Origin of the sequence: Pseudomonas fluorescens HK44, assembly GCF_000217955.3 — a bacterium.
GTDB classification, from domain to species: Bacteria; Pseudomonadota; Gammaproteobacteria; order Pseudomonadales; family Pseudomonadaceae; genus Aquipseudomonas; species Aquipseudomonas fluorescens_AQ.
Genome location: NZ_AFOY02000015.1, coordinates 11,826 through 26,557, shown reverse-complemented (window position 1 = coordinate 26,557; position 14,732 = coordinate 11,826). Strand labels below are relative to the sequence as shown.

Genomic DNA, 14,732 nt, shown 5'->3' with positions numbered 1-14,732 from the left:
CGCACAGGAAGACCGTCATGAAATATCACAAGCTCCGGGCTGGCGAGGCATCCGGGACTTATGTCATGGAATCCCCCATCACCGAGGCCGACATCCTGCAGATGGCGCAACAACTGGCGATGAGTCGTCTGTCGAAAGGTCGAGCATTGACTGAGCCTAAGCACGTCTTCAGCCATCTGCAAACACTGCTGCAGTACCACGAGCATGAAGTCTTTGCGTTGCTGCTGCTCGATACCCAGCACCGGGTGATTGGTTTCCAAGAGCTATTCCGAGGCACCCTGGACGGGGCCCGCGTGTCCCCAAGGGAAGTGGTCAAGATCGCCTTGGAGCACAACGCTGCCGCCGTGATTCTGGTACATAAGGTGAACAACCATCCCTCCGGCGAATCAGGGCCCAGCCAAGCCGATCGCGCACTAACCACCAGCCTCAAGAACGCACTCAACATGATTGGCACCCAAATATTGGATTATGTCGTCGTGGCTGATGAAGGCTGCGTATCGCAGGCAGAACGGGGACATCTGTAGGGGCGCTTTGCCCTTGGCATGCGCCAGGCAAGCCGATCCAGTAGGTGGCAGCCGCTACGGCCCTAACATAAACCAACATCGCCTCAACACCAGGAGATTCCCATGGTATTGATACGCTTCCTGATCGCACTTCTCACCTTCATCGGCGCACTGGCAAGCGCTTTCGCAGTCGTGCTGGTGGTGATCCTGATGTTGCGATTTCCGCCGATCTTGATCGCAGTAGGCCTTGCCTGCCTGCTCTTTCACTGGGTACTCAAGCGCCTGCCCAGAATCGGCTAAACGGCATAAAGCAGACAGGAGGCTGAAGTGCCTCCTGTCTGCTTAAATGCTATTTTCTTTTTTTGGGGTCTGGACTGCTGAAAACTAAGTCCTGGTCGAACCCAGTAGGTCTGCCCCGGCATCCTTCTTCAGCAACTCATACACCACCAGGAACACATCCCGCGTTGCCTCGTCGCTCAGCAGCTTGGTGGCCATGCTGACCCTAGATGATTCAGTAAGGGAGAGTTCTTGAGGTAGCCAGATATGCTCCAGATAGCTGGCAAAGGCCTGCTGATTGGCAGCAAGGCTTACTGTCGGCATTTTAAACAGTGCTCCAAATCGTCTAATGATTGCTCTTGCCCGTTGGTAAGCAGCGGTGCTCACTATATTGGCTCTAGGCTGTAGCTCGCATCGTCTTCGGTCAACTCAAAAAACAACTCGCCCTCACCTTTTCGGGGCACCGAAGATGCGTCTGTCCAGAACGTCGCATGGGTCCGCGCCATCTCGCAGAGATTATGTACTACACCACTCTCAAGGCGTAGGTTTTCCAACTCATCGCGCTTCAGACCCGGGAGGAACAATAAGGCGATATCGCGTTTTTGGGTAACGTGAATCTCGGTTAACTCCTTGCTGTGACGGCTGAGCCACTGGGTAATCAGACGAATATCGGCGTGGTGCCTGGCATCGACCACTTCAAGCTGTGCCAGCTTTATCGCTGAAGGTGCCACTATTAACCGACACGCAACGTATCGATCACTCCCTACCAAGGCTGCGCTGGCATTCAGCAAAGCCAATTCCGGTGTGGGGCTGGCATATGTTGAATGGCGTCGGGATGGGTAATGTTCAGGCCGTAACCATTCCCACAGGTTATCGACCACATACGGGACATTACTGGGAATCCTAGCTGACACCTGGCGTTTGATTCCCTCTGCTGAAGCCGACAATTTGCTTTCAGGTATTGCCCGAAAAAGGTCTGCGCTCATGCGTTGCTCCTTATATTTATCTATCTTCAGAGTTTCTTAGAGGCAGCAAGCAAATGAGGTCGCAGGTCATCGACACCCAAGCCCAATGCCACTGGCTGAAGCCATTGCATGTTGGTGCTGATTGAAAACTGCCCCACAGCTTTTACTGGGTCAGCTCTCGGTCAGCAGCAACACACAAGATCAATCATCAGCATAAAAAGTCACTGCCCGACGCAGCGCATCTCGTACATGTGCGCGGATAACGGGCGGCCCAAGCACTTCGATCTCATCCGCGTTGCTGAGCAGAAACAATCTCAAACCTTGAGTATCGCGCAAGGTGCAATTCAGATCCCATTTACCGTCGGACGATTGCACCATGGATTGGTTATCTGCCAGCCGATTCTCTGTGAGTCGGTTATGCAGGTTGGCGCCTAGCCGAAGCCTGAGCTCAACGGGTTCATCGCAATGAATCGTCATGAGGTGCTTTTGCACCTCGAGCGAGTTGACGTCGAACTCTTCAGGCTCAGGGATCTCCCAGCCGCTGTCGGTAATCGCAACCACTCGATGCAGCATGAGCGCGCACAGTGTTTTCGGACCATTGCTGCTGTACTTGCCGCGCTTTGCTCCAGGCTCGGGTACACAGCCTTCTGGCCACTCTTCCTTCAGAACATAGGCAGACAGGTAGATGTTTGAGTCCTGATAAGAAAGCGCCAAGGGTTTCAGATAGTAGACACACTCGACGCCCCCGGCATCCCGGGGAAGGTATGTGACCTTTAACGGCTCATTGTACAAAAGAGCATCTTGAATCCTGGCCACATGGGCTGGATCGGATCGCCCTGGCTTCAGCACCGTGAAGCGTGTACCGGTAGTGATGCGTTTCGCCCACTCCAGCTTTCGAACAGGTGCCTTGCTCATGACGCGATCAACGTAGCCACGCAGCTTTTTCAGCATCGCAGGTGGCGCTTGCAGACCAAAACGAGCCGCATGATCGATGATGGCCGATACCGTCATGGCTTCGGTGGGCAAGAGCGTCAGATCGACACCAGCCCCTTCCCACACCCAGAAATTGGCTCGCAGGTCGGAGTCCATTTTGACCTGCCTGACCTCGCCGATACGTTCAAGCGCCTCTAGATCTCGTTGCGTACTCTTGAGAATGTGATTTTCAAGCCCCAACTCGGCGCAGAGGTGCTCATGCAGAACCGGGGTCGACTGCGGCTCCTTGTACTCAAGCAAAATTTTGCGCAGGCAATCTCGGCGATCAAACAAATCCACTCTATTTTCCACAGTCATCCTATTGCGGACACGATCTGTCCCTATCCAATGATTTGATGCTCTGGCTGGCAGGCAATCTCGCTAACCGTAATGCCAGCCCACAGGAGTATTCATGAATCGCCAAACCTACCTCGCCCTTCCCCATGTGTCTCAGTTCACTGACTGGCTCGCCGCAGAACTCGACTCTGAATCGCGCTTCACGCACGAGTATGTTGATCGTCGCACCGGTGCGCAATGGTCGTGTAACAACTTGTTTGACGCCTTCACCCACTACCGCTGGAATCATCCGGGAAACTCGCGACTGGCGTTCAATCCCGGTAACTGCTCCACGAGCAACGGCCTTGCCCTGGCTGCATTGCGCAAGGACCTCGGAAATATTAATAGCAATGACAACCGCGCTCTGGATGCCGCCATTGACGTGATGAGCTGGGGGGGCGTGAGCGCCGGCAACGCGAGCTGGCTCAAAGCGAATCAGGAAGGACTGGCGGGCCTACTGGAAGCGGTACAGGCAGCCATGGACGCCGGCGATGAGCTTGCTCCAGTTCTGCGTTCCAAGCACCTGCGCTTCAACTCTGGGATGACCAAAGTTTACTCGCTGCTCTGCAAGAACTTCGTCATCTATGACAGCCGCGTCGCCGCAGCGCTCGGCTGGCTGGTGGTGAAATACTGCCAATCTCAGGGCCTCCTGAAAGTGCCGCAAGCATTGTGCTTCCCGTGGGCGGCTGCGAAGGAGGGGCCTAACGCAACTGCCCCAAAACGCCGCAATCCAGGTATCGGTAATCTCGAATTCAAGGGGCTGCGCTCGGGAGCCCATCACGCACTCTGGAATCTGCGCGCGAACTGGGTGTTGAGCGCAGTGTTGGCAAATCCGGCCACGAAAGGCAGCCCTTTCCATTCGGTTGCCGCCCCCCACGATCCGTTGCGCGCTCTCGAAGCCGCGCTGTTTATGATCGGTTATGACCTCGGTCAACAACGCATAGCTGTCGCAGCCTGACCGCTGGACGTCCTGCCCTCGCTCCAGCAACAGGGGCATCGCTGAATAATCGAGGTGAACGATGAAATACATGAATCCGATGCAGACCCTGATCGTTGAACTTGCAGCTGATAGCGTGCGTGCCATCGACCTGAAGCACGCCGTAGTCCGCAAATTTCCGCAAATGGAGGAAGCGCAATACCAGTCGACGCTGCTGGGCCTACAGGAACTCGATCGCCTGGTCGGGGAGGAGATAGAGGGTGAGTGGTTTTTCAAAGCCCTTGATAAAAACAGCCCTGACTATCAGCCGCTCGAGTACAGCGCCGAGTTTGCGGAAAAGATCATCGCCGCTTCTTGTGAAGAGTTTATCGAGATCGACGTAGATGAGCACCTTGCTCAGCTAAGCGCAATGATTGCCAAGGCGAAAGGCACAGATCCGGAATCGGCGGCCTGAACTCTACGGCCGCACTTTTCTAGCAAGCGCGATGTGTTTCCAGAGGGGCAATGATGATTATCAAAGCAGACTACGTATCGGTCGAAAAAGATGAGTTCGAGGGCCTCACCACCATCGAGCATTTGCGTCATTGTCGCCACCGCGGTGGTTCAAATGAACTCACGTTGTCTTGGCGCCGCAATATTCGCCAGACTTCGGACCGAATGATTCTGGATCTTGAAATCAAGACGTCCCGCTCAGGCGGCTGGATGCCTTCCCAACTTGTCATACTGGCGGATGATCAGCGGATCGAACTGAAATATTTTCCCAGCAAGGTTTGCGATTATCGGGGCGGTGATCTGTTTGAAGTCGGAATGTTTTTTCTGGACCCCGCGCCCGGCGCGCTGCGTACGCTGTGCGACGCAGCGTCCCTGAAACTCAAGATACACTCGGTCGAAAAGAATGAGTATACCCTGCTGCCCGAAGAGCTCTGCACGCAGCTCCAGTTGCAGGCCCGGCAGTTCTATAACAATGCGTTCGATCAAACGATGTACATCGACGCTGTCACCGGAACCGCCGCGCGAACGGAGAATGATACCTTCGCCTCGCAGATCGCCCAGCGCGAGGCGCGTTATCGGTCACTGTGCAACCACCGGCTGATTTGGGGCCTGGTTTGGGGGGGTATCTTCAGTGGGTTGTGCCTGATTCCGGTGTTCTGGAAAGTGAGCTTTTCAAGCAGTGAGACCGATCTGGCGATCATGGCCGGGCTGCTGAGTTCATTGAGTTGGCTTGTGCCGCATGTGCAAATTCTCTGGATAGAACTACAGAAAAACAAAGAGTGCCCGCGCTGTCATCATCGTGCGATAAAGCTCACCGGCTACCGGGAAGATATCTATCAAGTGCGATCCGTGGAGCAGATTGTGAACGATCGCCTGACGGGCAACCGAAAATCGCGGCAGGTAACAGTCACTGACCATGAAGTGACGCAGAATTTCGCTTGCATGGATTGTCGGCACAAATGGACGAGAAGTCATATCGCGCGTGGCTTCTAAATAAAAAACTAGCAGGAAGCATAGACGTGTCTGAAATGCAGATTACATTCGGTATGCAACTCGATGGCCAGCGGCCGATCCGGCCTGGCAATCGACTTGGGTCTGTCACGGTGGGTCCGCAGGGGTTGCTGGAAATTCTCGAAACACAGCTTGGGCTGGTTGCTCTAAAACCTTGTGCCGTCCAGCGAGCAGCAGCGTATCGAGATTGTCTTGCGCAGGCTGCCGATACCAAACGCTTCTATCTCGCCAGTTTCCTGGCCGATGAACTGGGCGTCGCTGCCGAGCTGCTCTCCTGGCGTGACGATCTATATCTACACGGCTGGGATGGCAATGCCTCCCCTCATGGCAGCGCACGCATCAGTGATCTCGCCGATGTTGAACAGCGAGCAAAGCGCTACATCGCACCATCGGTGGGCGAGCGCTTGCGACGCATAGCGTCAACTTTGCAGACGCGTCGAACGCCGATTGAAAAAATCCTGTTGGCTGATAATTGGCAAACGTACCCCCGCGCCTGGCAAGCCGTGCTCCAATGCCTTCCGTATGCGTCCATCGAGCGTCCTTCAGGCCGCGCGAAAGGCTTTTTAGGACAGCTGCAAGCACAACTTCAAAGAAGCATTGCTGGTGAACAGCTTGACCCTCTCATCTGGCAGGAGGACGGCACAGTGCAAGTTGTGCAGGCACAAACCCGCGCCCTCGCGGCCAGTTGGCTCAGTCGTTCGTTTACGGACGTTGAGTCACTATTGCTGGTTTCGAGCCAGGAAGGTGACTGCCTTGATGCACATATGGTTGGCGCCGGCCGGGCTCGTCAGGGGCTCGACAGTACTAGCGCATTGCGGCCTGCGCTCCAGGTGTTGCCATTGGCAATGGAGTTGCTCTGGGCGCCTAGGAACTACTCAGCACTTCTGCAATTTCTCACACACTCAATATGCCCGATTCGCACCCATGCGCGTCGCAAGCTGGCGGCCAAGATTGCTGCGTCGCCCGGGGTTGAGGGTGTCATCTGGGAGGATGTAATAGGCGGTATCAGCCAGCACTATGGCGAAGAAGCGTCGCAGGTTCTGGAATCCATAACCGCTTGGATACAGGGCCCGACATACAGCAAAGACCAAGGCGCACCCTTGGAGGACGTGCTGGGGCGAGTCCGACGGCTGAGCAGATTTTTCCAAGGGCGAATGGGGCGCGCCGAAGCGTCACACCATCTCGCATCACACGCAGGCCACGCACAGTGCACAGCCATTGAGCAAGCACTTGAAACCCTTGTCGCGCAGTGTGTGTGTCTGGTTCGCCCGCGTCAGCTGCAGCAAATGGTGGAACAGGCTACCGGGGCTGGAAACGATAACCCCTTACTGGTGGCGCAAGTGGGGGCGCAACTGGCGATCTCGCGACCCGGAGCGGCTATCGAGCATGTGGATACTGTGGTGTGGTGGAACATGACCATGCCGGTGCTCCCCGGCCATTCGGTGTGGTCCAACGCAGAACTCAAGCAACTTGAAGAAATGGGTGTGGCAGTGCCAACGGGGGCGACCCTGCTTGCCCAAGCCTCCCAGGACTGGCTACGCCCCCTATTGGCAGCCGACCGCCATTTGGTCTTGGTACTCGGGCGACAGAACGAGGAAAGCCATCCTTTATGGCAGATGGTGGAAACGCTGGTTGATCACCCCAAGGTCAAGGCGATCGAAGCGCTATTGATTGCCCCAAGCCCTTTGTCCCAGCCTCATCGGCTGGCTCCTCTGCCATTGCGCAAACGCTGGTGGAAGCTGCCTGACCGAACGCCACTGTCAACGATGGAAAAAGCGTCTTTCTCCAGTTTGAATCTGTTCCTGTTCAACCCTTACCAATGGCTGTTGCATTACGGAGCGCGAATTCGCCCTTCGCAAAGCCTCACCCTAGGCGACAGTTTTAAGCTCAAGGGAAAGCTGGCTCATCGCATAGCAGAGCGTTTTTTTACTTCGCAGCACTCTATGAACATGAGTGACGGCGATTTTTCAGCCTGGTTCGCGGTCCACTTTGACCAAGTGATCAGAGAGGAAGGCGCGGTGCTGTTGATGGACGGCCGTGGTGCTGACCTGGCTTCCTTTCGCCACCGGGTGCGACGGGCACTGAAGCAGCTGCTGACTCATTTTTCGGCCGCGTCAGTACAAAGCGTTATCTGCGAAACACAGCTTGAAGGACAGTTTGCGGGGGGCGTTCTGGCCGGATCAGCCGATCTGATCATCACCAAAGCGGATGGCCATCAAGCGGTCGTCGACATGAAGTGGGCCGGAGGCAAGACATATCCTGACCAACTCAAGGGCAATCGGCACCTCCAACTGGCGATCTATGCCGAACTGTTACGCCAGACCACTGGATCGATGCCTTCAGTGGGGTATTTCATACTCGACTCCGCCCGCCTTCTGACGCCGGATGATCGAGCATTCGCGGACTCTGAATGCATTCCAGCAAATCCACCGGGCACCACGCGCGAGCTGTGGCAGAGCTTTACATCAACATGGGCATGGCGTCAGGCGCAGATTGCCGGTGGGGAATTCGAAGTTGCCTTGGAGGGTATCGAAAAGGACGAACTATCCGTCCCGCCTGCTGGAGCAATGTCGATGGAATACCTCAAAGAATCCTATAACCACTACCTGGCTCTTGCCGGGTGGGAGCAATGAGCATGCCGACGCCACCTCGCATCACCTTCATCAGCGCCGGCGCAGGCAGTGGCAAAACCTACCGGCTCACAGAGATCCTTCATCAGGAACTGCTCAGTGGCGATGTCGACCCGGCCGGTATCATTGCCACCACCTTCACCCGAAAGGCGGCAGCGGAGTTGCGCGAGCGGGTTCGTGGCCATCTGCTCAAGCAAGGCAACACAGGCCTGGCCACAGCTATGGGCCTGGCGCGTATCGGCACAGTGAATAGTCTGTGCGGCCAGTTACTGGAGAGGTTTGCCTTTGAGGCAGGCATGCCGCCTCAACAACGTGTGTTGGAAGACAGCCAGGCAAAAGTGCTGCTGAACCAGGCCATCGATCGTGTACTCAACGGCGAAATGCTGGAAAGTTTCCTCGCTGTTGCTCGTCGTATGGGACTGGAAATAAACGAACAGACGGGGGAGTTTAAAACTCACAACTGGCTCGACGACCTGCGTCAGATACTCGGCCAGCTGCGCACCAATGACATCGACCTCGAGTCAGCCAAGGGTTTTGCTAAACGCAATGCCGATGAACTGCTTGCCCATTTCCCGGCACCTACATCCTCTGACTTGAAGGATGAACTACTCTCCTCCATTCCCGATGTGCTCGCTCAATTGATCGCCGCCGATAGCTACATTGGCACCACGCGCACCTACATATCGTTGCTCAAGGATTTCCAGCGGTCACTGGGTCAGGACAGCGCTCGCTGGAGTGACTGGGCAAAGCTGTCGAAGACCGAACCGGAAAAGAAGCTCAAGCCGTTGGTCGAGCGTATAGGTGAAACCGCTGCGCGCTTCGCCGAGAGTCGAGCGCTGCACAACGACATCCAGGGCTACCTCGAGCAGGTGTTTAGCCTGGCAATCAGTGTTGTGAAGGTCTATGGCGACTCCAAGCGTGAACTGGGCGTGCTCGATTTTGCAGACCAAGAGCATGCACTCCTTAAATTGCTGGATAACCCTGCAGTATCCCAGGTATTAGGGGAAGAGCTGGATCTGGTCATGGTCGATGAGTTCCAGGACACCAGTCCGATGCAACTGGCGATTTTCTTGAAATTGTCGCAGTTGGCTAAACGGGTTTACTGGGTGGGTGATATCAAACAGGCCATTTATGGTTTCCGCGGTAGTGACAGCGCCTTGATGCAGGCTATCCTCGAGTCACTTCCGCAACTCGGCGGACAAAAGGAGGTCCTGACTCAATCCTGGCGTTCTCGGCCAGAACTGGTAGAGCTGGTCAACGACGTTTTTGCGCCTGCATTCGAACCGGACCTGGCAGCACCTGAGGTACGGCTTTCACCCACTCGCCAGGACCGTCTGCCCGGCCCGGCGTTCGCTAACTGGAGCCTGGACGGTAGTAACGTCGTTCAGCACATGGAGGCATTAGCAGCAGGCATCCAGCAACTGATCGATCAAGGTCACCCTGTATTCGATAACGTCAGTAAATCCATTCGAAATGTTCGCCCTGGCGATATCACGGTTCTTTGCTACTCAAACAGCAACGTGACCAAAGTAGCCAGCGCCCTTGCCCAAGCTGGACTCCACTGCTCGACAGCCCAGCCGGGATTACTGGCCAGCGCCGAGGCGACTCTTGCGCTGGCATGTTTGCGTCGTTTGAATGACCCTGCCGATACATTGGCCACTGCCCAGATTGTTTCACTCACCGGCACCGAGGAGCCCGAAGCCTGGGTCTCTGAGCGATTGCGCTATCTAGCAGCGGAACATCCGCAGGCGCAATGGCGTGAACACAATATTGAAGACCACGCAGCCCACCCCGTGGTCGCCGCTATCGCTTTGTTGCGTGCTGACCTTGCGCTGATAACGCCCAAGGAAGCATTGCAACGCCTTATAGCCGAATGCGACCTCCTTTCCCTCGTGACTGCGTGGTCCTCATCCCCTGCCCTGGCGCAACAACGACTGGCCAACCTCGATGCACTGATCGACCTCGCCCAGCAGCATGAGGAACTTTGTCGAAATGGGCTGGGCGCCGCATCCATTTCCGGCATGATTCTTTGGCTAGACGAAATCGCGAAGAGTCAAAGTGATGCACTACCGGTACCGGCTCTGGATGCCGTGCAGGTGATGACCCATCACGCCAGCAAAGGGCTGGAATGGCCCGTGGTCATCTTGATGGATCTGGCGCGCGATTTCGGGGATCGCTTATGGTCTGTATCGACACGCTCAAACAGCATTTTCGACCCGCACAGGCCGTTGCATGACCGGTTCATTCGCTACTGGCCATGGCCGCTTGGCAAACAGCAAAAAGTGCCGATAGCCGAAAAAATTGCAGACTCTGAAGCAGGTATCATGTGCAAGCACGAGGCCACAGAAGAGGCCAAGCGCCTGCTCTACGTCAGCATGACCCGTGCCCGCGATCTGCTGGTGATTGCGTCTCCCGCTAGAAACATGAGCGGTCCATGGCTCAACTGCGTAAACGCTCCATGGTTGATACTCCCGGAGGGCGAACAACAATTGAGGTTGCCCGGCGGTTCAACGCTGCTCGCCAACGCCCAAAAGCTCTCACCGCGGAGCTCACCGATTCCAGTTGATGTCAGCGTTGAAACACTTCATTGGTTTGCACCGAATCCGGCCAGTAAGCCGAGACTGCCATTAATATTTCGGCCTTCCAGTAGCGAAACGCGCACTTTTTCTACGCATCGCGATAAATGCCAGATAGGGGCACGTATCGTGCTTCAGGGCAGCCCGGAAATGAGCGTCTTGGGGGCCGCTATCCACGCCAGTCTGTGTCTTTCATTCGCCGACAAGGATCAGCCTGCGTATTTCGCTCATCGTGACCGGTCATTTCGCTAACAACGTGACCGGTTTCTCCACCCGATTGCGCGGGGTCTAAATTCTAACCGCATCGGTCACGATGCCGCTTCTTCTTCCGTCTTTTTACGTCGCAGCGACTCACCCTTCATCACGATTCGATACGCGCTGTGCACCAGCCGATCCAGCAAGGCGTCGGCCACTGTCGGATCGTTGATCCAGCCGTGCCAGTGATCGACCGGAAGTTGGCTGGTCAGTACCGTCGACCGCGAGCCGGCGCGGTCGTCGATCACTTCCAGCAAGTCGTGCCGGGCATTTTCTTCCAGCGGCGCCAGCGCCCAGTCGTCTAAAATCAGCACGTCGACTTTGGCCAGTTGTTGCAGCGTGCGGCCGAAGCTGCCGTCGCCGTGGGCGATCCGCAGTTGTTCCAGCAGGCGTGGCGTGCGCAGGTAGAGCGTGCTGTAGCCTTGGCGGCAGGCCTGGTTACCCAAAGCGCAGGCGAGCCAGGTTTTGCCGACGCCGGTTGGGCCGGTCAGCAACAGGTTGTGCTGTTGGCGGATCCAGTCACCGCCGGCCAGGGTTGCGAGCTGGCGTTCGTCCAGTCCTCTGCCTTGGCGGCGGTCGAGGTCTTCCAGGCAGGCGCCGGCGTATTTGAGTTTGGCTTGTTTGCGCAGTCGCTCCAGGCGTTTGTTGTCGCGCCAGGCCAGCTCGCGGTCGAGCAGCAGGCCGAGCCGCTCATCGAAGCTCAAGCTGTGGCTGGCTGGCAGTGTCCACTGCTCTTCCAGCGCCTTGGCCATGCCGCTGAGGCGCAGGTGGTGCAATTGATTAAGCGTGTGTTGCGTCATCATTGAACAGCTCCTTTTGGGTGTAATAGTCGGCACCGCGCACGTTCTCGTGGCAGGCGGGTTGAGCGGCGGTGACCTTGGGCAGCGGTTGCTGGTCGAGCCCTTGTTTGAGCAGGTTGCGTACGGTGCGGCTGTTGAGCGCGCGCAGTTGCACGGCGCGGCTGGCTGCCGCCTCCAGACGCTCGTTGCCATAGTGGCGAGCCAGCGAGAGCAAGCCCAGGCAGGAGCGGTAGCCCATCTCCGGATGGGGTTTGTGGGTCAGTTGATGTTCGACGATCTGCCGGACGTGCGGGCCGATCCGCTCGCCCCAGTCGAGCAGGCGCTGAGGCGTCCAGTCGCGATGGGCCTTGTGCGAGGCCGGCATGTGTTCGCTCTGGGTGCTGTAGGCGCCGCGCCGCGGGAGCAACAGGTGGCTGGCGACTCGCCGGTGGCCATGCAGGATTTCGACGGTATGGGCGCTCACTCTGGCGTCGACGCTTTGCCGGGCCAAGGCCGAGGGCACGCTGTAAAAGCCGCCATTCACTTCGATGTGGTAATCAATGTTGACCTTGCAGCGCTTGAAGGTCACGACCTCATACGGATGCGCCGGCAGCGGCCTGAGCGCTGGCTGGTCGAGTTGCTCGAACCAGTCCCGTCGGCATCCGTCGAGCTTTTTGAACGGGCGTCGGTTCAAGTCCTCCAGCAAGACGGCGATGGCCTGATTGAGCGCATGCAGGCTGAAGAACTGCTGATGCCGCAACCGCGCCATGATCCAGCGCTCGACTACCTGCACCGCTACCTCTGCCTTGGCTTTGTCCTGCGGCTTGCGCGGGCGCGCCGGGAGCATGATGGCGCCGTAGTGCTGGGCGCACTCCAGTGCCGCGCGGTTCAGACCCGGCTCATAACGGTCAGGCCGGGCAACCAGGGCGCGAGGGTTGTCCGGGACGATCATTTCGGGGACGCCACCGAAGTAGCTGAGGGCCTGGCTCAACGCCGTCAGCCAGTCCACCTGGGTCTCGCCCGGCGTGGCGCACGCGTAGGTGTAGTTCGAGGCGCCGAGGGCTCCGACGAAGATGTGGGCCTGGCGGATCTCGCCGGTGGCGGCGTCGATCACCGGCAGCGTGGGCCCGGCGTAGTCGATGAACAGCTTTTCGCCCGCGCGGTGCTGCTGGCGCATCGAACGTTTGAGCGTCCGTGCGTAGCAGCGGTAATGCTCGACGAACTGGGTGTAGCGGTAGGTTGGCTGGTCGGGATGAGCGGCGGTGTATTCCTCCCACAGCAGTTGTAGCGTCACGCCTTTGCGACGTAGTTCGCGGTGCAGGGTGATCACGTCGGGCAACACGCGGTCGCCGCGTGTGTGCACGACTTTGGCGGCCGGAATCAGGGCGGCGCCAAGCGCCGCCTCATCCAGTAGAGCCAGCGCGGGCCACTCGATGCCGGTGTCGCGCGCCGCCTTGATGTACTTGCTGACCACGCCCTTGGACAGTTGCAAGGCGCGGGCGATCTTGTCGTGGGACAGGTCGGCCTCGAACTTGAGGCGCAGGCATTCTTTGATATTACGCATGGCTACTCGCTGCGCCGCCATCCTTCGATTCCCCGAAATGGGACTGAGGGTGGCGGCGCGTCAGGTCATGCGCAACGGAGTGGAGGGTATTTCGCTAACAGCGTGACCGACCATTTCGGTAAGAGCGTGACCGGCTGTTTCGGAACAGGCGGAAAATCGGTCACGTTGTTAGCGAAATGAGCGGTCACGCGTTAGCGAAATGGTCGGTCACGATGTACCGAAACGGGCGGTCACGATAGGCCGAAATACGCAATCAGCCGATCGTCCTGGAAGACATTCGCCGCCTGCTGGCGTCCCATGACCTTCTCGAACATCTGTGCGCGCAGCAGCTCTACGATCAAGTGGGCGCACTCCACGACTGGATTGGATCTCGGTGGCCGGGGTCACGGGCAATGGCTGAATACCCGGTACAACAAGTGTTGGAGACCGGTCAGGTCTTGAACGGGCGTATTGACCTGTTGCTCGACACCCATGAAGGCTGGGTACTCATCGATCACAAATCGAACCCTTCACCAATGGCGGGCTGGGATAAATTGGCCGACGAGCACATCGGCCAACTCGAAGCTTATGCCAGAGCCGTCCAAATGGCCTCGGGCAAAGAGGTAGCACAAGGATGGATTTTCCTGCCCACGGCTGCCGGTGCCGTGCGGGTGTTTTGAGTAAGTAGCGGCTTTGGAAGACTGATAACCTTAGTTGCGGCCCAGGCACGGGCCGCACTTTTTTCACTCATGGATAGCTAGTTGGCTCTCAGCATCCGATCCCGAGTTCGAGCGGTCGGCCCAGGCGAACAGCGCCATCTCTACGTCTGCCACTCGCCAGCCTGTCGCCGTTGGCGCCGCCGGAAGATTGCATCCCGGCCGTCCGATCTTCGCCGCATCAAGTTGCGCAACCAAGTCAGCGCAATACCCCTGAAATGCGACATAGCCTCGGACCATCGAATTTTCATTACTGTCGTAAATCCTGCTCAGCAACCCGGATTTGAGCATTGCTTCGCGTATACGCCCATCAAGGCTGGCGTGCAGATCCGGTCGCAAAAAACGCAGCAGCTTCGATGCATAGGTCAACCCGCAGCCGGGAATCTGAAGTGCCGCAGTGATCGCGGCCTTTGGATCACTAATATTGGCAACCACCGGCTGGAAGATACCCAGTAGTGACACGTTGCCCAATCCGACCTCAAACCTCATCCGGGGATCGTTCTTGCCAGCTCCCCACGCGAGAAGCTCACGGACATAATCCGTCGGCGCGGCAGCCACTACGGGTTGCGCCGTCAGCCAAGCGCCTCGTTCTTCCAAGGATTTGATCCATGGAAAACTGGGGTATATGTCGCCCGGATAACCTCGCGCCCGATGATTCGCGTTCGACCAGTTGTATGCACGAAAAAAGTCGGGAAACTCATTGATATTGATGACAGACAAAATGCTTCCTTATGCTGGTCA

The 14,732-nt window shown here is 57.3% G+C and carries 13 protein-coding genes and 1 pseudogene; 8 read left to right on the top strand and 6 right to left on the bottom strand.

Going from position 1 to position 14,732, the window contains the following annotated elements; all coding sequences use genetic code 11:
• Positions 1-17: 17 nt before the first annotated feature.
• Together HK44_RS12850 and HK44_RS12845 are read left to right on the top strand one after the other, a co-directional pair.
• Positions 18-524, top strand: coding sequence for a JAB domain-containing protein (locus HK44_RS12850; RefSeq protein ID WP_019691108.1), 507 nt, complete (start codon positions 18-20; stop codon positions 522-524).
• Positions 525-626: 102 nt separating this feature from the next.
• Positions 627-803, top strand: coding sequence for a hypothetical protein (locus HK44_RS12845; RefSeq protein ID WP_019691109.1), 177 nt, complete (start codon positions 627-629; stop codon positions 801-803).
• 84 nt (positions 804-887) lie between these two features.
• On the opposite strand, the gene HK44_RS12840 is transcribed toward HK44_RS12845, so the two are convergent.
• From HK44_RS12840 to HK44_RS12830, 3 genes are all read right to left on the bottom strand, one after another.
• Positions 888-1,166, bottom strand: coding sequence for a hypothetical protein (locus HK44_RS12840; protein ID WP_141651707.1), 279 nt, complete (start codon positions 1,164-1,166; stop codon positions 888-890).
• Positions 1,166-1,765, bottom strand: coding sequence for a hypothetical protein (locus HK44_RS12835; protein ID WP_019691111.1), 600 nt, complete (start codon positions 1,763-1,765; stop codon positions 1,166-1,168). The genes HK44_RS12840 and HK44_RS12835 overlap by 1 nt, the downstream gene beginning before the upstream one ends.
• 180 nt (positions 1,766-1,945) lie before the next feature.
• On the bottom strand, positions 1,946-3,016 hold the full coding sequence (locus tag HK44_RS12830) for a helix-turn-helix transcriptional regulator (protein WP_020723527.1): 1,071 nt from the start codon (positions 3,014-3,016) through the stop codon (positions 1,946-1,948).
• Positions 3,017-3,128: 112 nt separating this feature from the next.
• Between HK44_RS12830 and HK44_RS12825 the strand changes: the two genes are divergently transcribed.
• The 5 genes from HK44_RS12825 to HK44_RS12805 all read left to right on the top strand — a co-directional run bounded on the left by HK44_RS12825 (position 3,129) and on the right by HK44_RS12805 (position 10,950).
• Positions 3,129-4,010 carry a hypothetical protein gene (locus tag HK44_RS12825; protein WP_019691113.1) on the top strand — a complete coding sequence of 294 codons (882 nt, stop codon included), beginning with the start codon at positions 3,129-3,131 and terminating at the stop codon, positions 4,008-4,010.
• A 61-nt stretch (positions 4,011-4,071) separates the two neighbouring features.
• A complete protein-coding gene (locus HK44_RS12820; RefSeq protein ID WP_019691114.1) occupies positions 4,072-4,443 on the top strand; it encodes a hypothetical protein in 372 nt (123 codons plus the stop codon).
• Between the two features lie 50 nt (positions 4,444-4,493).
• Positions 4,494-5,474, top strand: coding sequence for a hypothetical protein (locus tag HK44_RS12815; RefSeq protein ID WP_019691115.1), 981 nt, complete (start codon positions 4,494-4,496; stop codon positions 5,472-5,474).
• A gap of 35 nt (positions 5,475-5,509) precedes the next feature.
• On the top strand, positions 5,510-8,125 hold the full coding sequence (locus tag HK44_RS12810) for a PD-(D/E)XK nuclease family protein (protein WP_242031569.1): 2,616 nt from the start codon (positions 5,510-5,512) through the stop codon (positions 8,123-8,125).
• 2 nt (positions 8,126-8,127) lie between these two features.
• A complete protein-coding gene (locus tag HK44_RS12805) occupies positions 8,128-10,950 on the top strand; it encodes a UvrD-helicase domain-containing protein (protein ID WP_024264896.1) in 2,823 nt (940 codons plus the stop codon).
• A gap of 56 nt (positions 10,951-11,006) precedes the next feature.
• Here the strand turns inward: HK44_RS12805 and istB are convergent, their stop codons facing one another.
• The gene (istB, locus tag HK44_RS12800) at positions 11,007-11,756 is read right to left on the bottom strand and encodes an IS21-like element helper ATPase IstB (protein WP_024264895.1); all 750 of its coding nucleotides are present in this window, start codon (positions 11,754-11,756) and stop codon (positions 11,007-11,009) included.
• A gap of 19 nt (positions 11,757-11,775) precedes the next feature.
• Positions 11,776-13,317, bottom strand: a pseudogene (gene istA / locus HK44_RS12795) (IS21 family transposase); the annotation flags it as partial.
• Positions 13,318-13,688: 371 nt separating this feature from the next.
• Here istA and HK44_RS29740 point away from each other — a divergent pair.
• A complete protein-coding gene (locus HK44_RS29740) occupies positions 13,689-13,955 on the top strand; it encodes a PD-(D/E)XK nuclease family protein (protein ID WP_024264892.1) in 267 nt (88 codons plus the stop codon).
• A gap of 63 nt (positions 13,956-14,018) precedes the next feature.
• Here HK44_RS29740 and HK44_RS12785 read toward each other — a convergent pair whose 3' ends face one another.
• Entirely contained in the window at positions 14,019-14,711 is a 693-nt protein-coding gene (locus tag HK44_RS12785) for a hypothetical protein (RefSeq protein ID WP_019691118.1), read from the bottom strand.
• Positions 14,712-14,732 lie beyond the last annotated feature (21 nt).

Excerpts from the sequence above, each read along its gene's own strand:
- HK44_RS29740 (WP_024264892.1), top strand. The coding sequence starts at position 13,689 with ATGGCTGAATACCCGGTACAACAAGTGTTGGAGACCGGTCAGGTCTTG.
- HK44_RS12805 (WP_024264896.1), top strand. The coding sequence starts at position 8,128 with ATGCCGACGCCACCTCGCATCACCTTCATCAGCGCCGGCGCAGGCAGT.
- HK44_RS12825 (WP_019691113.1), top strand. The coding sequence starts at position 3,129 with ATGAATCGCCAAACCTACCTCGCCCTTCCCCATGTGTCTCAGTTCACT.
- HK44_RS12820 (WP_019691114.1), top strand. The coding sequence starts at position 4,072 with ATGAAATACATGAATCCGATGCAGACCCTGATCGTTGAACTTGCAGCT.
- HK44_RS12835 (WP_019691111.1), bottom strand. The coding sequence starts at position 1,765 with ATGAGCGCAGACCTTTTTCGGGCAATACCTGAAAGCAAATTGTCGGCT.
- HK44_RS12810 (WP_242031569.1), top strand. The coding sequence starts at position 5,510 with ATGCAGATTACATTCGGTATGCAACTCGATGGCCAGCGGCCGATCCGG.
- istB (WP_024264895.1), bottom strand. The coding sequence starts at position 11,756 with ATGATGACGCAACACACGCTTAATCAATTGCACCACCTGCGCCTCAGC.
- HK44_RS12845 (WP_019691109.1), top strand. The coding sequence starts at position 627 with ATGGTATTGATACGCTTCCTGATCGCACTTCTCACCTTCATCGGCGCA.
- HK44_RS12850 (WP_019691108.1), top strand. The coding sequence starts at position 18 with ATGAAATATCACAAGCTCCGGGCTGGCGAGGCATCCGGGACTTATGTC.
- HK44_RS12815 (WP_019691115.1), top strand. The coding sequence starts at position 4,494 with ATGATGATTATCAAAGCAGACTACGTATCGGTCGAAAAAGATGAGTTC.